18 protein-coding genes and 2 pseudogenes are annotated in these 17,593 nt (G+C 63.3%); 10 read left to right on the plus strand and 10 right to left on the minus strand.

Annotation, left to right across the window (positions count from 1 at the left end):
• Both K288_RS0138545 and K288_RS47950 read left to right on the plus strand, forming a co-directional pair.
• Positions 1 to 284, plus strand: a 284-nt coding sequence (locus K288_RS0138545; protein ID WP_244443417.1) for a hypothetical protein, incomplete at its 5' end; no start/stop codon positions are given.
• A gap of 13 nt (positions 285 to 297) precedes the next feature.
• A complete protein-coding gene (locus tag K288_RS47950) occupies positions 298 to 2,511 on the plus strand; it encodes an ATP-dependent RecD-like DNA helicase (protein ID WP_051334978.1) in 2,214 nt (737 codons plus the stop codon).
• A gap of 289 nt (positions 2,512 to 2,800) precedes the next feature.
• On the opposite strand, the gene K288_RS0138560 is transcribed toward K288_RS47950, so the two are convergent.
• From K288_RS0138560 to K288_RS0138580, 5 genes are all read right to left on the minus strand, one after another.
• Positions 2,801 to 3,439, minus strand: a complete 639-nt coding sequence (locus K288_RS0138560) for a DUF433 domain-containing protein (protein WP_027584267.1) — start codon at positions 3,437 to 3,439, stop codon at positions 2,801 to 2,803.
• Between the two features lie 327 nt (positions 3,440 to 3,766).
• Complete coding sequence (locus K288_RS0138565) at positions 3,767 to 4,459, minus strand: SMC-Scp complex subunit ScpB (RefSeq protein WP_027584268.1); 693 nt, start codon at positions 4,457 to 4,459, stop codon at positions 3,767 to 3,769.
• 1 nt (position 4,460) lies between these two features.
• Positions 4,461 to 5,402 carry a DUF1403 family protein gene (locus tag K288_RS0138570; RefSeq protein WP_027584269.1) on the minus strand — a complete coding sequence of 314 codons (942 nt, stop codon included), beginning with the start codon at positions 5,400 to 5,402 and terminating at the stop codon, positions 4,461 to 4,463.
• Between the two features lie 248 nt (positions 5,403 to 5,650).
• The gene (locus tag K288_RS0138575) at positions 5,651 to 6,178 is read right to left on the minus strand and encodes a hypothetical protein (protein ID WP_027584270.1); all 528 of its coding nucleotides are present in this window, start codon (positions 6,176 to 6,178) and stop codon (positions 5,651 to 5,653) included.
• On the minus strand, positions 6,175 to 6,453 hold the full coding sequence (locus K288_RS0138580) for a DUF1778 domain-containing protein (protein ID WP_027584271.1): 279 nt from the start codon (positions 6,451 to 6,453) through the stop codon (positions 6,175 to 6,177). The genes K288_RS0138575 and K288_RS0138580 overlap by 4 nt, the downstream gene beginning before the upstream one ends.
• Before the next feature lie 99 nt (positions 6,454 to 6,552).
• Here K288_RS0138580 and K288_RS0138585 point away from each other — a divergent pair, with 99 nt between their 5' ends.
• The 3 genes from K288_RS0138585 to K288_RS0138595 all read left to right on the plus strand — a co-directional run bounded on the left by K288_RS0138585 (position 6,553) and on the right by K288_RS0138595 (position 8,425).
• Complete coding sequence (locus tag K288_RS0138585; RefSeq protein ID WP_027584272.1) at positions 6,553 to 7,620, plus strand: site-specific integrase; 1,068 nt, start codon at positions 6,553 to 6,555, stop codon at positions 7,618 to 7,620.
• A 116-nt stretch (positions 7,621 to 7,736) separates the two neighbouring features.
• Complete coding sequence (locus tag K288_RS0138590; RefSeq protein WP_027584273.1) at positions 7,737 to 8,003, plus strand: type II toxin-antitoxin system VapB family antitoxin; 267 nt, start codon at positions 7,737 to 7,739, stop codon at positions 8,001 to 8,003.
• Positions 8,003 to 8,425, plus strand: coding sequence for a type II toxin-antitoxin system VapC family toxin (locus K288_RS0138595; RefSeq protein WP_051334979.1), 423 nt, complete (start codon positions 8,003 to 8,005; stop codon positions 8,423 to 8,425). The genes K288_RS0138590 and K288_RS0138595 overlap by 1 nt, the downstream gene beginning before the upstream one ends.
• A 123-nt stretch (positions 8,426 to 8,548) precedes the next feature.
• Here K288_RS0138595 and K288_RS0138600 read toward each other — a convergent pair whose 3' ends face one another.
• The 4 genes from K288_RS0138600 to repA all read right to left on the minus strand — a co-directional run bounded on the left by K288_RS0138600 (position 8,549) and on the right by repA (position 13,094).
• Positions 8,549 to 9,169 carry a hypothetical protein gene (locus K288_RS0138600; protein WP_152535892.1) on the minus strand — a complete coding sequence of 207 codons (621 nt, stop codon included), beginning with the start codon at positions 9,167 to 9,169 and terminating at the stop codon, positions 8,549 to 8,551.
• Positions 9,170 to 9,253: 84 nt separating this feature from the next.
• On the minus strand, positions 9,254 to 10,579 hold the full coding sequence (gene repC / locus K288_RS0138605) for a plasmid replication protein RepC (RefSeq protein ID WP_027584276.1): 1,326 nt from the start codon (positions 10,577 to 10,579) through the stop codon (positions 9,254 to 9,256).
• A 278-nt stretch (positions 10,580 to 10,857) separates the two neighbouring features.
• Entirely contained in the window at positions 10,858 to 11,883 is a 1,026-nt protein-coding gene (repB, locus tag K288_RS0138610) for a plasmid partitioning protein RepB (RefSeq protein WP_027584277.1), read from the minus strand.
• A complete protein-coding gene (gene repA, locus K288_RS0138615; protein WP_027584278.1) occupies positions 11,880 to 13,094 on the minus strand; it encodes a plasmid partitioning protein RepA in 1,215 nt (404 codons plus the stop codon). Before repA ends, repB begins: the two co-directional genes overlap by 4 nt.
• Before the next feature lie 412 nt (positions 13,095 to 13,506).
• On the opposite strand from repA, the gene traI reads away from it, so the two are divergent.
• From traI to K288_RS0138655, 5 genes and pseudogenes are all read left to right on the plus strand, one after another.
• On the plus strand, positions 13,507 to 14,130 hold the full coding sequence (gene traI / locus K288_RS0138620; RefSeq protein WP_027584279.1) for an acyl-homoserine-lactone synthase TraI: 624 nt from the start codon (positions 13,507 to 13,509) through the stop codon (positions 14,128 to 14,130).
• A 19-nt stretch (positions 14,131 to 14,149) separates the two neighbouring features.
• A pseudogene (trbB, locus tag K288_RS47955) lies at positions 14,150 to 15,079 on the plus strand (P-type conjugative transfer ATPase TrbB).
• Positions 15,069 to 15,449 carry a TrbC/VirB2 family protein gene (locus tag K288_RS0138645; RefSeq protein ID WP_027584281.1) on the plus strand — a complete coding sequence of 127 codons (381 nt, stop codon included), beginning with the start codon at positions 15,069 to 15,071 and terminating at the stop codon, positions 15,447 to 15,449. Before trbB ends, K288_RS0138645 begins: the two are co-directional and overlap by 11 nt.
• Positions 15,442 to 15,741, plus strand: coding sequence for a conjugal transfer protein TrbD (locus tag K288_RS0138650; RefSeq protein WP_027584282.1), 300 nt, complete (start codon positions 15,442 to 15,444; stop codon positions 15,739 to 15,741). The genes K288_RS0138645 and K288_RS0138650 overlap by 8 nt, the downstream gene beginning before the upstream one ends.
• An 8-nt stretch (positions 15,742 to 15,749) precedes the next feature.
• Positions 15,750 to 16,559 (plus strand): annotated as a pseudogene (locus K288_RS0138655) (conjugal transfer protein TrbE); the annotation flags it as partial.
• Between the two features lie 13 nt (positions 16,560 to 16,572).
• Here the strand turns inward: K288_RS0138655 and K288_RS51350 are convergent.
• Positions 16,573 to 17,515 (minus strand): IS630 family transposase gene (locus K288_RS51350; RefSeq protein WP_201449795.1). Its coding sequence is split into 2 segments (ribosomal slippage): positions 16,573 to 17,179 and positions 17,178 to 17,515, totalling 945 coding nucleotides; the frame shifts between segments, so codons are not numbered across the junction.
• Between the last annotated feature and the right edge of the window lie 78 nt (positions 17,516 to 17,593).

Consider the following 17,593-nt stretch of genomic DNA (forward strand, 5'->3'; position numbering starts at 1 on the left):
TTCAGAAATTCAACAGAACCCGGGGCATCCCCAAGGAGAATATGCAAATGTCCTTTGCTATCATTCGCGGTCGAAGTGGGCGGCGACATGAAGTCGATTTTGGCGAATCACCCGTTCGCGTGGAGATTCATGCGAGCGAGGAGACTGTCGAAATCTTCGTCGAAGCGGACGCTGAGACAGCGGCGGAGGAGCGCCGACGCTTCGCCATCATCAATATCCCGCGCCACCAATTCAGCCGAGCTACCGGCGATGCGGCCCGACGCGCAGCCGATAAAGTCCCCTAAAACGGCGACATTATTGAGACCTCAGAGCGACGCATCATCCCAGGACGTCTTGGCCGGCATCGTCGAGCGTGTCACGTTCCACAACGCCGAAAACGGCTTCTGTGTGCTGCGCGTCAAGGCGCGTGGCCATCGGGACCTCGTGACGGCCGTCGGCCATGCTGCGACCATCGCCGCGGGCGAGTGGATCACAGCCACAGGCGATTGGATCAATGACCGGACCCACGGTCAGCAGTTCAAGGCACGGTTCCTGCGAACATCGCCGCCGACGTCGGCTGACGGCATCGAGAAGTATCTCGCCTCGGGAATGATCCGTGGCGTCGGACCGGGCTATGCCAAGAAGCTCGTGCGCGCCTTCGGCGACAAGGTTTTCGACATCATCGAGTCGACCCCTGCCAGGCTGCGCGAGGTTGGCGGCATCGGCCCGGTCCGCGCCGCCAGTATCTTGGCTGCCTGGGCCGAGCAGAAGGCCGTCCGCGAGATCATGGTGTTCCTACACAGCCACGGCGTCGGAACGGCACGTGCGGTGCGGATCTTCAAGACCTACGGTTCCGATGCGATCCAGGTGATGACCGAGACCCCCTATCGGCTGGCACGCGATATCCGCGGCATCGGCTTCAAGACGGCCGACGCCATCGCCATGAAGCTCGGCGTCGAAAAAACAGCGATGATGCGGGTGCGCGCTGGAATCTCCTGTGCCCTGACCGAGGCGATGGATGACGGGCATTGTGGGTTACCGACTGACGAACTGATCCCGCTCACGCAGAAGCTTCTCGAAGTTCCCTCGGGCCTGATCCGTGCCGCGCTCGAACTTGAACTGCGAGAGGGGACCGTGGTCGCAGAGCGGGTTGGTGATGCGCCGTGTATTTTCCTCACCGCTCTTCATCGGGCCGAACGTACCGTTGCCGATCGCCTGTTGCATCTGGCCAACGGCGCGCCACCGTGGCCAACGATCGATCCCGACAAGGCCTTGCCTTGGGTGGAGAAGCAAATCGGAATGTCCTTCGCGGAAAGCCAGGTCGCCGCGGTTCGCCTCGCCCTGATATCCAAGGTCGTGGTCATAACCGGCGGACCCGGGGTGGGCAAGACCACGATCGTCAAAGGCATCCTGAATATCCTGGCGGCGAAGGGCACCAACCTGCTGCTATGTGCGCCGACTGGCCGCGCCGCCAAGCGCATGACCGAGGCGACCGGCTTCGAGGCCAAGACCATTCACCGCCTGCTCGAAGTCGACCCCAAGACAGGTGGCTTCAAACGCGGCGAGAACAACCTGCTCGACTGCGACCTCTTGGTCGTCGACGAGGCCTCGATGGTCGACACCATGCTGATGCGGGCGTTGCTGAAGGCAGTTCCGGACGGGGCCGCCATGTTGATCATCGGCGACATCGATCAGCTGCCTTCGGTCGGTCCCGGCCAGGTGCTGGCCGACATCATTTTCTCCGGCGCCGTGCCGGTGGTACGGCTCACCGAGGTTTTCCGGCAGGCCGCTCAGAGCCGGATCATTGTCAGCGCCCATCGCATCAATCAGGGCGCAATCCCCGATCTCAGTCCGCCGGAAGGCGAAGCCGACTTCTACTTCGTCCAGGCCGATGAACCAGAGAAGGTCGTTGCTCGCATCATCGAGCTCGTGAAAACTCGCATCCCCAAGCGATTTGGCCTCAATCCGATTCGTGACATCCAGATCCTGTGTCCGATGAACCGGGGCGGTGTCGGCGCCCGATCTCTGAACGTCGAATTGCAGGCCGCTCTCAACCCTGCCGGCGAGCGCAAGGTCGAACGGTTTGGCTGGACCTTCGCCCCTGGCGACAAAGTTATGCAGATCGAGAACGATTACGATAAGGAGGTCTACAACGGCGATATAGGCACGGTGGTCGACGTCGATTCTGCCGAAGGTGAGCTCACCGCAGAATTCGATGGCCGCATTGTTGCTTACGAATTCGGCGAACTCGACATTCTGGCCCCGGCCTATGCGGCGACGATTCACAAGAGCCAGGGATCGGAATACCCCGCCGTCGTGATTCCGATCATGACCCAGCACTACGCGATGCTTCAACGTAACCTGCTCTACACCGGCGTCACCCGCGGCAAGAAGCTGGTCGTTCTGGTTGGACAGAAGAAGGCCGTTGCCATCGCGGTACGGAATGTTTCCGGGCGGCGACGGTGGTCCAAGCTCGCCGAGTGGTTGCGCGAGGCTTCATCCGACCATGCGCCGATTGGCACGATGGTTTGATCTTGGCGCGCGATCCGCAACAGAGCCGACCATCGTCAACTTGCCAGCGCGAATTCGAGATGGGTCGGCGATGACGACAACAATCACAGCATGGACGTCGAGACGTTGGCTCCCGCACTTATTGCATTCGGGAATGCTCATACGGGCTACCAACACCGAGCTGAACCAGAACCGCGCTGTAGATCGGCGTGGCTTTTGCCACCCGGTCAATATTCGGAGCCGCGACACACGTTCGCGTTGCCCCGCGCACCAAACTCGCGAAGCACGTTCTCGTCGACCAAATACGCGGTCACGGAATCCGGTGCGGCGCAGCCTCGCCCACCTCGGCTTCTTCATCAAACGCGCCGAGGTCGGCCAGCTCCGCAAGCGACCGCTTCAGGCTCCGCGGAGGATAGGGTCGTCCTCGTTTTGGATACGCTTTGGCATATTCGATCGCAGCCTCGACCTGATGGCGCTTGAGCGACGGAAAATTGTCGACAATCTGCTCGACCGATTGCCCACGGGCCAGGGCCGCCACCATGTAGACAGGAATTTTGGTGCCCTTAATGAGGGGCTCGTTGCGGTCACTTCCGATTTGTCCCCATCGGCGCAATTCGTCGAGACGATGAAGACGGCTCTTGAGGTCGGCGTCGATCTTGCCGAGATCAAGCTCCACTTCGCCAAACGCGACTCGGTGCGCGTCGAAGGAGAGCTGCCGGATCGCCTCATAGAGCCTGCGCCGGCCGGCAGGGGTAAGGTCTCTTTCCAATCTGTCGGCGACCAGCAGAAAGCGCATCTCCGCCCGGCCGAGGAGGCGCTGAACTCCGCTTCCGACCCGTCGCTGACGTGCGCGAATGATGCCGGTATCAACGGCCTTGTTGAGCGCAGCCGCCGACCGGTTCAGCACGTAACCTGCTTCCGTGAGAGTCAACGCTTGGGCGGAAGACATGGCGGACCTCCATCCGTAACTCATCCTCAATTTAGGGATGAATTAGGAGATCGGCAAGGTGCAGCGTTAAAGAATTCCCCGGGCGAGGCCACCGCCCCCGCCCGTCAGTTCTTGTCCTAATTGGCACACCCGCAAAATCGAATTGGGACACCGAATAAAAACGCCGCCTGCTTGAAATAGCTTGCAGGCGGCGCTTATCGAGCCCGGGAGGGTGATGCAAAATCCCGACTCCCATTAGTCAGCACAACCTATGCCAAGGTTTTATGTCTCGGGGCGGGACACTTGCGGGTTGGGGATAGAATCGAAAGCGGCCGCCCACAGAGGCACCTAGCCTGTCTCTGTCCAATCTGCAGCTTCTTCGTCATCGTCATGCTCTTCATCATCTGCCGGCAAGGGATCCGGCAATTCTCCCGCCAACATTCTGTCCTTGCTGAGCAGGCCGGCGTCCTCCAGCGCCTCCATGTTTGGAAGATCGCGCAGTGTCTCCAGGCCGAAGTGCGACAGGAACGCCTTGGTCGTCACGTAGGTGTAGGGCGCGCCGGGTTGCGGGCTACGCGGGCCGCTCGCGATGAAGTCCAGCCCGCGCAGACGGCCGATGGTGTCGCGGCTGACCTCCTTGCCGAAGAAGGCGGACAGCTCGCTGCGGGTGATCGGTTGGTAATAGGCGATGCAGGCCAGGATCAGCGTTTCGGATTGCGACAGCGCCTTGCTATCGCTCTCGCCGCCGAGCGCGGTGCGGATCGCATCGCCAAAAGTTTTCCGGGTGCGATGCTGCCAGCCGCCGGCCACGCTTGCGAGCTCGTAAGGCCGGCCGCGCAGCTCGGCGCGGATGTTGTCGATGATCAGATCGAGGTTGCAATCGCGGCCGACGACGCGCGCCAGGGTCTCGCGGCTCACCGGCGCGGGTGCGGCGAAGATCACGGCCTCGACCCGGCCCATCCATTCGCGCCAGCGCAGCTCCGGCGGCAGGTCCGCCAGTTCGAGATCGAGATCCGTCTTTGCTCGCATGCGCCGTCCCATGTCAGAGCCCGTACAATCGGAAGGTCGACCGGCCGGTCAGCTCGCGCACGGCGCCGAGCGACACCAGTCGCTCGAAGAGCCGGCGCATGCTGCGGTCGCTCGCGGTCTTGCCGGCGCCGGCCGGCTGGGCGTCTTCCATCATCAGGATCGCCACCATCGTGTCGGCGTCCTTGCCGCGCAGCTTCGGCGCCGCAGCGAGCAAGCGCTCGGCCCGTCGCGCAAGGTCGACATAGAGGTCCGCCGCACCTGCGGCCGCGCGCGCATAGGCCAGGGCGCAAGCCCTCGGCCAGCCGTCGTCCGCCGCGCCGGATTTGGCCGCGGCACGCAGATCGCCGCGGCGGACCTGGCCCGCGATCAACGGCACCGCCATCGGCCATTTCAGGCGATGGGCGAGCACCATGTCGGCGAGCCACAAGGCGAGGGGTTCGCTTTGCGGGACGAAGCGCAGGCTCGCCGCCGCAATCTCGGCGGCGGCTGTGATGGCGCTCCCCTGCCCGACCATCAGCTTGTCGGCCTGGGTGACGACGTCCTCGAGCGCGTCGCTGAAGCGCACCTCGAACAGCGCCGACAGCCGCAGGGTCCAGTCCTTCGACGCCATGGCCCTGCGCTCGCCGAGATGCCGCCAGGCTTTCAGGATGCGGCCGCCGGGGCCTGGATCGTCGTCATCGCGGCGCAGATACCAGGCATCGCGCAGCGCCGCCTCGTCTTCGGTGCGGCCGCCGTGCCGGGCCAGCACCGCGGCATTCGACAGCGACAGGCGATGCCGCCACAGCGCGCCGAGCGGATGCTCGCTGCGCGCGATCGGATGGATCGCGGCAAGCGCCGCGCCGGCCGAAAACATTGCGTCATCAAGGCTCTCGGACGTGAGGGCCTGCCGCACCCAGCCAGGAAACGGCGGGAAGGTGGGCGGGGCATGGAGCGTGAGTCGCGTGCGTGGGGCCATGTCCGAGGCTAATCCGGGACGGCGCTTTCCGCCACATAATTCCCATCAAACCGCCGCGCCTGTCGACAAATAAAAACGACTGATAAGGCAACATTATCAGTCGTTTTGCCATTATAGAGGGAATGCCCGTTTTCAGCGCCCAGACGACCGAACATCACCCGCAATCGGGCTCCCGGCCGCCTCTTGGCTTGGCCTCCGAAACTCCACGCAGCGTTTCGTGGGCGTCGGCAGAGGGCGCCGGGGCCTGTCTAGAACCGTCCGGCCGTCCGCAACGCATCGGCGAAGGTCGTCAGCGGCGCAACAAGTGTAAGCGGCGCATCCGCCAGCGGCTCGGCGCCAAAGCCGCGATACCATTGTGCCGCCCGCTCGTTCTTGGCCTCGATGACCATCAGGACGCCGCCGATCTCGTCCGTCACCCGCAGGCAGCGCAAAGCGGCCGCCAGCAGGAGCTGGCCACCCAGCCCCCCGCCCGCGACCGTTTTGTCGACCGCGAGCCTCGCCAGCAGGAATCCGGGCACCTTGTGGCGCGCCAGGCCCTTGGTCATGGCGGGCGGCACGGCGTCATGCGCGACCGACGCCGGCGCAAGGCTGTAGAAGCCGAGGACCTTGTTCGGCGTATCGTTGGCGATCGCGCAATACGTCTTGACCGCGTTCTGCTCATGCCCCTGTCGGGCATAGCGCAGCAGGAAGGTGTTCAGCACGTCATCGCCGCAGTCGAAGGCTTTCCGATCATGGCGCTTGGCGATCGGCTCCTCGTGCCAGGCGGGAAACGTCACAGGTCTTTGGGCAGACTGGATGCGGCCGCGCGCAGCTTGGCGTTGGCCTTGGGCGGATTGTCCAGGAGGTCGAGGATGCGCGCAAAATCGCGTTCCGACACCTTGATCATATCGGCGTCGGCAATGACGGCGTCCGCTTCGCGGAGCGCCGACTGCGTCACAAAACTGGTCAGATCGGTGTGGCGTAGCGCGGCCGCACGCATCAGCCGGGCTTTCACCTCTGGCTTGATCCGCAGATTCATACGGTTGGTGTCATCGACGGCAACGCGCGCCATGGCTCAAATCCACTCCTTGTGCAGCCACAATATGTACACGAGACAGCCGAACAAATCAATCCCGTACACACACAATATGTACGGGGAGGAAGCATGACTATGAGCGACCTCGAAAACGAGGATCTTCCCGACATCGTCGCCCCCGTTCGGGACATCGTCGAGGCCCGCTCCCCTGCCCTGCCCGCGCATCTCGAACGGCTCGCCGACCGCGCCCGCAACTATGTGGAAGCGGCGAGCTCGGCTAACACCCGCCGGGCTTATGCCTCCGACTGGAAGCACTTTTCCGCCTGGTGCCGGCATCACGGCCTCGAGGTGCTGCCACCCTCCCCCCAGACAGTCGGACTCTACATCACCGCCTGCGCCTCGGGCACGGCCACGGCCGATCGCCAGCTAAATTCGGTCGCAACGATCGAGCGCCGGCTGTCGGCGCTGACCTGGAATTATGCGCAGCGCGGGACGCCGCTCGATCGGGCGGACCGCCACATCGCAACCGTGCTCGCCGGTATCCGCAACACCCATGGCGCCCTACCCCGGCAGAAGGAAGCGGTCTTGCCGGAAGACGTCATCGCGATGCTCGAGACGCTCAATCGCGGCACGCTGCGGGGTTTAAGGGACCGCGCGATGCTGCTGGTCGGCTTCGCCGGCGGCCTGCGGCGCTCGGAAATCGTCGGCCTGGATTGCGGCCGCGACCAGACCGAGGACGGCCGCGGCTGGGTCGAGATCCTCGACAAGGGCATGATCGTCACCCTGCGCGGCAAAACCGGCTGGCGCGAGATCGAAATCGGCCGTGGCTCGTCGGATGCGACCTGCCCGATCGTCGCCCTGCAGACCTGGCTGAAACTGGCCCGGATCGGCCACGGCCCGCTGTTTCGCAGGGTCCGCGGTCAAGGCAAGGATGTTGGTCCGGAACGGCTGGCCGACCAGCAGGTCGCCCGGCTGGTCAAACGCGCGGCGCTGGCCGCCGGCGTGCGCGCCGACCTGCCCGAAGGCGAACGGGAGGAAAAATTCGCCGGGCATTCGCTGCGCGCCGGTTTCGCCTCCTCGGCCGAGGTCGATGAGCGCTATGTGCAGAAGCAGCTCGGCCACGCCAGGGCGGAGCAAACCCGCGGCTACCAACGGCGGCGCGATCGCTTCCGGGTCAATCTCACCAAAGCGGCGGGCCTATGACCGGGGAATAGTCCTCCCCCTCCTCTGGATACGACGGCCCACTGAGCCGACGGCAGGGCGGCGGCCATCTGGATATCCAAATATGGATATGATAGATATCTCCGAGGAGATATATCATGCCCCTTTTCATTCGTGACGATCACGTCGATGACCTCGCCAGCCGGCTCCAGGCCATGACAGGCGCGCGGACCAAAACCGAGGCCGTGCGCCTCGCGCTCGAACATGAGATCAAGCGCCAAACCGAAAATATGCTGCCGAGCCAGCGGATTAGCAATGCTCTGGCGATCGTCGCTGGCATTCGGGCCGACGCTGCGGAGCGCGGCCTCGCCGGCACCGACGATTTCGACATGAAGGCCTTCACCGACGAAATGTGGGGCTCCTGATGTTCCTGGACGCCTCGGCCATCGTCGCTATTCTCGGCGGCGAGCCGGATGGACCCGAGCTCGCCGGCCGCTTGAACGGGTCGAAAGCGGGCTTCTTCGTCTCACCCCTCGTGTTGTTCGATGCGTCCGCATCGCTTGCCGCGAAGCTCGCCCGCGAAACCGGCTTACCGCGCGATGCCGCCCTCCTCGCCAAGGCGGAAACCGCGGTGCGGGAATTCGTCACCTCGCTCGGCGCCCAGGAAATGACCGTCTCGCCGGATATCGGTCGCAAGGCCTTGGAAGCGGCTCAGACATATAGCCGCCTGGTCGACCATCCCGCGCAGCTCAATTTCGGGGATTGCTTCGCCTATGCCTGCGCCAAGGCTTACCGAATCCCGCTTCTCTACAAGGGCAACGACTTCGCGCAGACCGATCTCAGATAGCGACGGGCAGCTTGGCGGAACGAGGCGGGGGCGGTTGGGGGCATGTCGGATCTCCATATTCCGCCAGGTCGCGTCATTTTGGCGGCTCCGGGAAGCGAAAATCGCGCAAGCCGCGTCCCCCGCTTACGAATTCAGCCGTTGGCGGCGTGAGAAGATCTCGGGCGACGCGCGCGTGTTCCTCATCACCTCGCGCATCGCCATTCGAAGCTCGTCCTGGGCGTCATTCAGGCCGACATGGCCGGTATAGGCCGCGAGTGCCGCGAATTTTAGTCCGGCTAACATGGCGGCTTCGCTGCCCAGTTCCCGCGAGACCTGGTTCGCCGGATGGGTCTTCAGCACGAAAAGCGCTGACTGGGTGATCACTTGCCTGAGCTCATCGATCAGATCGTCGAACACAGCAGGCTCGAGATCGTCTTCTGTGCGGCTCGGCCGCGGCACAGGCGGGGCGTTTCGGACAGCAAGCGTCACTTCGCCGACCACCTCGTCCACCAAGCCGACGAGCTCGCCGGCCCGCGCATCGAGCTCGTCCCATGGGATACGCCGTGTCCCGAGGCCTTCCTGCGCGCGATGCTCCGCCGGGGTCCGTGCCGCGATACGGGCGTTGATCGTGAGACCTGAGCGATCATCGTCAAAGATCGTCATAATCCGCACACGTGCCGGGCGGTCGCTGAGGCTGCGCAACGCCTCGGCCCGTTCGAGCGCCGCGTCGATCGCGCCGCCGACAGATGTCGTGTCTCCAGTCAAATCGCCCTCTCCCATCCCCTTGTTGGCTTGACACCGTAGCCGAGTCGTCTTCAACGACGGAGTCATTCTTGGCGCCGTTTTGGGTCATTTCGGCCGCCTGGCCAGCGAGGCGCGCAATTCGGCGCTGGCCTGGACGACGCCGGTTTGTGCGGGTTTCCCCGGTTTGAGGCTGGCGGGACCGCTGCCCGTCGGCGGGGTTGGCTTCGACCCGTCGAGCTTGGCGCGCAACAAGGCCATGATCATCGGCCAGACGGAGAATTTCCCGGCCTTGGCGCGGTCCGTCAGGCTGCGCAGATAGCCGCCGGCGCTGCTGATCTGGTCCGCTTTCTCGTGGATCGCGGCCAGGGTAATCGCGGCCTGCTGGTCGCCGAGCACCTCTCGCGCCTCGCGCCAGGCGCTCGGGCTAATCCCCAGCATCGGCCGGGCCAGCTCCGCGGCGGCCAGCAAATCCTTCCAGTGCCGGATTTCGCCGCCTTTGATCAGCCAGCGCATGTTGGGGCAGGCATCCAGCACAATTCCGAGCGGCAGCTCGCGCTTCGGCAAGCTCCGCAGGTTGTGGTTCGCCGCGGCGTTGCCGCCCGCTTCATCCTTTCTCGCTAGGCCACTTTCAGATTCAGGTGGAAGATCTGGGTTTGAATTCTGTATGTGGCGACCAGAATGGGACTCATTGGCGTCCGGATTCTGTGTTTTGGCAAATGTTTCCAACAGCTCGCGGATCTCCCGCCAGAGCTTTTCCATCTCCCCGCCAATGCTCTCCAGGAGCTGCCGTGGCGCGGCCCGAGGAAACCGCCCTGCGATCTCCTGGTAGGCCAGCTGAAACCGCTTCCAGTTTCCCGGCACGCCCTCCTCAAGCCCGGCCTCGATCATCTTGACGATGTCGCGGCGCAGAATGGTGAGACGCTCTTTGGCAACGCGGAACGCCTTCTTCTCGGCCTGCACGGCAGCCGCGAGCGTCTTGTACTCCTCGGCGCGGGCCACGATCGGCGCCAAGTCAAAGCCGTAGGCTTGCTCGATCCCTCCGCCCTGCCCTTTGCGCGCAAAGCGCTTGCCGTTCGGGCTGTCCCTTCGAATGATCAGACCGCAGTCGACCAGGACGGCGAGATGCCGGCGCAGCGTCGTCGGCGGCATCCCGTTGGCCCGCGCCATCAACTGCTCGTTGGAAGGCCAGACGATCAATTCGCCGTCGGCCTCGAGCGCGGTCTCAGGATGGAATGACAACAGCGCGTGCAGGATCGTCAGCGCACGGTCGGTGGCGCCGAGAACCTGGCGCGCCTCCTTGATGTGCTGAAAGACGTGCCATTTGTGAACAATGGCCATCTCTGGCTTTGCCTTCGCGGCCAGTTGGCTTGAAATCATGCCAAGCGTCATCGGCCGCCGCCCAAAGGGCGTCGTTGATATGGAGTGCGTCATGGTTGTGTCTTTCAGCTTTTAGGCAAAGCGAAAGCGCCCACCAAGAACGGTGTCCAACGCCTCGAAGAGGCTCTTGACTGTGATTCGCGGAAGTGAGATTCTCGTTGTCGCCAAACGAACGAGAGAGGCTTCCGGGACACTGTTTCGGGGGCCTTTCTTTTTACCGCATGCTACCTCTGTGTTTGTTGCGCCATCGTCCGGCTTCGGCCTAGGCCTCCGCCCTTCCCGCCGCCCGGCCAAACCTTGTCAGCTGACAAGGTCCGGCCGCGCGCCGAAAATCACTCAGTGCCCTCTCGGGCGAAAAATCTTTCCACCAGGCCCGGCAGCTCTTCCTCCAGGAAGGCGCCAAATCCGGATGCGTGCTCCTCGGCGACCGTGACCTTGATGCCTCCTTTTGCGAAGGTCGCCTTCCCCAGAACCTTGCCCCCAGGGCTCCGAAGCTCGAGTTCGTTTCGCGAGCGCGCCGACGGCTGCTTTACAGCGGCAAAGACGAGCTTGAATCGATCGTCCGAGGTCAGCGCCGAAACCTTGTCACCTGACAAGGTTTTCCGTACCCGATCCAGCGCCGCCGGGTTTTCTCCGATAGCTGCCGACAGCGCGACCCAGCGGGGCCGCCCCGCCTTCGGCGCTCGCCCAATCGCCTCGATCACCTCGACCGGGACAGCTCGGCAGACCGCCCTGAGGCGAGCAAGTTCTGGATCGTCGACTGAAAGAGCGGCTCGGATGTCGCGCGGCTTGATGCTGGCCTGATCCATTCGCCATGCGAAAAGCGCGCGCTCGATCCAGCTTAGATCTTGACGCGCCGCGTTCTCGATACCCTGCGCGACGACAAGCTCGCTGTCCGACAGCGCGACAACCGTGGCTTTGACTTTGATGCCGAGATCCAAAGCCGCCCGCCAGCGCCGATGGCCGTAGACGACTTGGTACCGGTCGCTGACGGTCGGATGCCGCCGGACCTGGATCGGCACCTTCTGACCTTCTTCGGCGATGAGTTTCTTGAGCGCCTCAAAATCGACCTGGCTGTCATCGGGCAGCCGGTCCGGGAAAGGCGATGGATCAATAGAGGAGGGGTCGAGCTCCGAGCCGCCGCCGGCGTCGACCAGCGCCTGGAGCCGGTCACGCTCTCCTCGCAACTCGGCCAACGAACGCTGCGTTGCTCCGATCACGCCGGCTCCAACACGGGCCGGAGGCTGGATCGGCGTATCAGCGCGGGAAGGAGAGGGGCTGTTCGGCGCCGTCTCGGGCTTGGAGAACGAACCGAAGTTGGCAAGGATCGATCGACCTGAAGGACGTTTGTTGGTCATGCGCGCCCCCAGGCTTGATGGATCAGCGCAAGAATCTGATCGTTCACGGCGTCGATGGATTCACGCGCGCGTTTGGTGGTCGCGGCCGAGATGTTTCCCGGTTCCAGCTCATAGAGCGTGCGCTTCGCCAGACCAGCGGTCTCGATCGCGGAACTGGCGATCGCGGTTGCTGTGAGCACGTCTTCCGCGAACAGGTGCCGAAGCATGGTGGCGACCCTGACTTGCGATTGGTCAAAAGGGTCGTGTCGGGTCACGATGTAGCGAAGAAAATCCTGCTTCATCGTCGCTCCGGCATCGCGGATGACCGAAATGAGGTCGCCCATCATCAGCAGGAACTGGCTCATCGACATGACGTCCAGCATTGCGGGGTGGACCGTCACGAGAAGCCCGGTCGCCGCATAGATGGCGCCGAGCGTCAGGAAGCCGAGCGAAGGTGGCGTGTCGAGGATGACGACATCGTAGACGTCTTCGACGTCCATCAGTGCGAGGCGCAAGCGCTCGAAAAAGATGCTCTCGGGGGCCGTCTCCCGCTTCGCCAAGTGACGCGGCGTCTCGTGCTCATACTCCATGACCTCGATGTTTCCCGGAATGAGGTCGATGCCCGTGAAATAGGTCGGCCGGATGATCTCAGCGATCGATCGGCGTTCATCGTCGTAGCGAAGGGCCGCGTAGATGGTCTCGTTCCGCTGGACATCGATTTCCGGCTGCGCTCCGAACATCGCCGACAATGAGGCTTGCGGATCCAGATCAATCGCCAGAACGCGATAACCATAGAGGGCCAAATAGTGCGCAAGATGCGCGCTCGTGGTTGTTTTCGCGCTGCCGCCCTTGAAATTCGCGACCGCCAAGATCTGCAGATGCTCACCCGGCCGACGATGAGGCAAGAACCTCAGGGCGTCTGCCGGACGCTGAGCGGCAAACAGCTCGCGAAGCTCATTGATCTGCGCGAGCGTGTATGCGCGATGATTGTTCTCCAGCCGGGCAGGGAGGGGGCCTTTCCCTTCGTTTGACATCAACTTGAGAGTCGATTCCGGAATCGAGGTCAGCTTCGAGACCTCATGGGTCATGAAATGCCGTAGGCTTTTCTGAGCGTCCGGGGGATACATCTGCTGACGCCTGGCCTGCAGATGTTCAGAAAGCATTCCCGCGTGCCGGATAATCTTGTCGGCGGGATCTTCAATTTGGATATCGGTCTGGGCCTGCGCTTCCATTGCCGATTCATTCCTTCGCTGTCGGCCAGTAGGCGGTTTGTCGCCCTTTGCCCGCTAAAGCTAGGTCACGATTCTCGACTTTCGTCCAGTCCTTTAAGGTTAACAGATACTTAACGGCGCCTTCGCATCGCGCCGCTCGAACCGCTGATTCGTAAGAATTCGCTCAATGTTATCGAGGGCTTATCTTGCAGGTCCAGAACGCCGTGATGACGTATTGTCCCCCGTTAATCTTACAGTCCAGGCGTATCCTTTCGCCGCCGGATTTCGATCGCTGACAGACCCAGAATCGACCCCACGACCCGACTCGCGCGACTCGGAGCTCGCCGGGCCCCGTTAATTCAACAGAGCGTACGAGCCGCCGCACCATGCTGACTTGCCTCCGTTCACCAGAACGCGACGGAGGATTCGGCAAATGCAGGCAATTGCGATTGATGCAAACGACCACGGCGGATTGGGGTCTCTGCTCGATGAGATGCATCAGTTGCGCGCCCGGGTGTTCGCTGGCCGGCTCGGTTGGCGGGTAAAGATCGAGCAAGGCCGCGAGCGCGATGAATACGACGCCCTCGACCCGACCTACATCCTGGCCCTGACCGACCGCAGCGACGTCGCCGGCTGTGCCCGTCTGCTCCCGAGCACGGGCCCAACCACGTTGTCGCAGGCCTTCCCACAACTGCTCCCGGGCGGCCGGCTGCGGGGCAAATCTACCAGGGCCGACAGTTCGCGCTTTTGCGTCGACACGCGAGGCGAGAGGAGGGAAGACCGGTTCCTGCACGCAGCCACGCTGACGATGTTTGCGGGGATGATCGAGGGGTCGATGTCGAACGGCTTCGACGAGACCATCACGGCATTGGATGTGCGGTTCGAACACATCCTGCAACGGGCTGGCTGGCCGACAACGCGCCTTGGCGGCGTGGAGCTCATTGGCGAGACCATGAGCGTCGCCGGCATCCTGCCAGCCGACCAGGCAAGCTTCGACCGGGTCTGCCCGCCCGGCTATCGGTCCGACCTGCGCCGCCTTCCGCGCGTCGCTGCGTGAGCGATGGCGGGCGATTGCCATGACCGAACTTCGTTCCCATCCGCGGCTTGTCCGCAAACTCCAGGACGCGCTTGGCGACCAGATCTGCGCCGCGCTCGATGATCCGGCCGTTGTCGAAGTGATGCTCAATCCGGATGGCCGGTTGTTCATTGAACGACTAGGCCAAGGGATGACAGCTGCCGGAACCATGCTCGGGGCGACCGCCGAGATCGTTATCGGCAGTGTCGCGCATGCGCTGCAATCGGAGGCCGACGACGAGCGTCCGATCATTTCAGGCGAACTGCCGATCGGCGGTCATCGCTTCGAAGGTTTGCTGCCGCCCGTCGTCGGCGCCCCACATTCACAATCCGAAAGCGGGCTTCGCGTCTGTTCGATCTCGAGGATTACGTGACGCAGGGCGTGATGACGGCCGACCAGCTCGCGGTCATCCGCAATGCCATCGGATCGCGTCTGAACATCGTCGTGTCGGGCGGCACGGGCTCGGGCAAGACCACACTCGCCAATGCCGTGATCGCGGCGATCGTCGCGCACGCGCCTGAGCACCGCCTTGTCATTCTCGAAGACACGGCCGAGATCCAATGCGCCGCCGAGAACGCCGTCTCGCTTCACACGAGCGACACGATCGATATGGCGCGCCTGCTCAAGAGCACGATGCGGTTGCGGCCCGATCGCATCATCGTCGGAGAGGTGCGCGACGGCGCGGCGCTCACGCTGCTCAAGGCCTGGAACACGGGCCATCCCGGCGCTGCGCCGTCTCGAGCAGCTCACGGCCGAAGCCAGTCAACAGCCCATGCGCGAAGTCATCGGCGAGGCGGTCGATCTGATCGTCTCGATCGAACGAACGGATCGCGGCCGCCAGGTCCGCGACGTGCTCCATGTCGAGAGCTTCTCGGCCGGCCAATACCAAACCCAATCCTACGCCCCGAAGGAGAAGCGCCATGTCGCGTAGCCGCATGATGATTGTAGGTGCCGGCAGCCTGCTGCTCGCACTCGTGATGTTGGATCCAGTTTTTGCCTCGACCAGCGGCGGCGGCAATCTTCCCTGGGAAAGCCCGCTTCAGCAGATCCAGCAATCGATCACCGGTCCCGTGGCTGGGTTCATCGCGCTTGCGGCCGTGGCCGTTGCCGGAGGCATGTTGATTTTCGGCGGCGAGCTCAACGATTTCGCGCGACGCCTCATGTATGTCGTGCTGGTCGCCGGCATTCTTCTAGGCGCCACGCAGATCGTCGCCTTGTTCGGTGCGAGCGGCGCGTCGATCGGCGACGTCGCGCACACGATGCCCATCGACAGACGGGCAGGGGACCTCGCTCATGGCTGAGGTCGGCGCCAATCTTCGACGCAATCGCATCCATCGCGCGCTGTCGCGGCCGAACCTGCTGTTCGGCGCCGATCGCGAACTCGTGCTGCTAACCGGCCTTGCCGCGGTCATCCTGATCTTCGTCGTGCTCACCTGGTACGCCGCAATCCTCGGCGCGGCAATCTGGATCGTTGTCGTGGCGGCGCTGCGGATGATGGCGAAGGCCGACCCGATGATGCGGCGGGTCTATGCCCGGCACATCTCCTATCGCCCTCACTACCGGGCAACCTCGACGCCCTGGCGTCGTTACTGAGGTCGCTCATGGTCGCGCTGCGCTCCTTCCGCCATTCCGGCCCGTCCTTCGCCGATCTCGTGCCGTATGCCGGGCTCGTGGCGAACGGGATCGTGCTGTTGAAGGACGGCTCGTTGATGGCCGGCTGGTATTTCGCCGGGCCGGACTCGGAGAGCTCGACCGATGCCGAACGCAACGAGGTCTCGCGCCAGATCAACACGATCCTGGCGCGCCTCGGCTCGGGCTGGATGATCCAGGTCGAGGCGGTGCGGGTGCCGACCACGGATTATCCGGCGCGGCGGGACTGCCACTTTCCCGATCCGGTGACGCGGGCGATCGACGACGAACGCCGCAGCCGGTTCGAGCAGGAGAGCGGACATTTCGAGAGCCGCCACGCGATCATCCTGTCCTGGCGGCCGCCCGAGCGGCGACGCGCGGGTCTCGCGCGCTACATCTATTCCGATGCCGAGAGCCGATCGGCCTCCTATGCCGACACGGCGATCGAGAGCTTCCGCACCTCGATCCGCGAAGTCGAGCAGTATCTCGCGAGCGTCCTGTCCATCCGGCGCATGGAAACGCGCGAGATTGAGGAGCGCGACGGCACGCGCATGGCGCACTACGATGAACTGTTCCAGTTCATTCGCTTCTGCATCACCGGCGAGAATCACCCGATCCGCTTGCCGGATATCCCGATGTATCTCGACTGGCTGGCTACGGCCGAGCTCCAGCACGGCCTGTCGCCGATGGTCGAGAACCGCTTTCTCGGGGTCGTGGCGATCGACGGCTTTCCAGCCGAGAGTTGGCCGGGAATCCTCAATTCCCTCGATCTGATGCCACTAGAGCGTGATGAGATTAGGTTTGATCATATCCGGCGTTGGTGAAGTAGTTTGAGCACTCGGCGGGCGTGACAGTGTCGAGAATCGGACCAATGGCATCGTAGACGGCCTCGGTGGTCCGCTTTGCGGCTTTACGAAGCCAATGCTTGAGTTTGGCGAACAACTGCTCGATCGGGTTCAGATCGGGTGAGTATTTCGGTAGGAAGAACAGCCGTGCACCGGCGGCACGGATGATGCGGCGCACGGCCTTGCCCTTGTGCGAGCCGAGGTTGTCCATGATCACGATGTCGCCGGGCCGCAATGTCGGAACTAGAACCTTCTCGACGTAGATTTGGAAGGCTTCGCCATTGATCGGCCCATTGATGAGCCACGGAGCCGTGACGCGATCGTGGCGCAAGGCGGCCAGGAAGGTCATGGTCTGCCAGTGGCCATGTGGCACTTTGGCCCTGAGCCTTTGACCGCGCGGCGCCCAGCCCCGCAGCGGCGCCATATTGGTTTTAGTCCAGGTCTCGTCGATGAACACCAGGCGAGACGGGTCGATCCGCTCCCGATATTTGGTCCATTGCGCCCGCCGACGGGCAACATCTGGACGGTCCTGCTCGGCAGCAATCAGCGTCTTTGTGACTGAGCTTCTCGGCGTGGACGAAGTCCCACACCGTCCGGTAATCGACCTTCAGACCACGCTTGGCGAGCTCGGCCACCAGCCCGCGCAAGGTGAAATCCGCCGTCCGGCACCGTTGCACCAGCCAATCACGATGCTTTCCCGAAATCTTCTTCGGCTTGTAGCCGCCGATCTGGTCCGGCTCGACGCTGCCGGTCTCGCGAAAGCGCTGCACCCAGAGAATGGCCGTGCTGATGCCTACACCAAATTGCGCTGCCGCCTGATGGCACGACAGGCCACCCTTGCAAACGGCGTCAACCACGCGCTCACGTAGATCAATCGAATACGCTCGCCCCATCCATGCTGGCCTCCTTCCCAGCCAGCATGTTGAATCAGAACCGATGTGATTTGGGAATCCTCAATCGATTCAAGCTAA

The organism is Bradyrhizobium sp. Ai1a-2 (assembly GCF_000426245.1).
Taxonomy (GTDB): Bacteria; Pseudomonadota; Alphaproteobacteria; order Rhizobiales; family Xanthobacteraceae; genus Bradyrhizobium.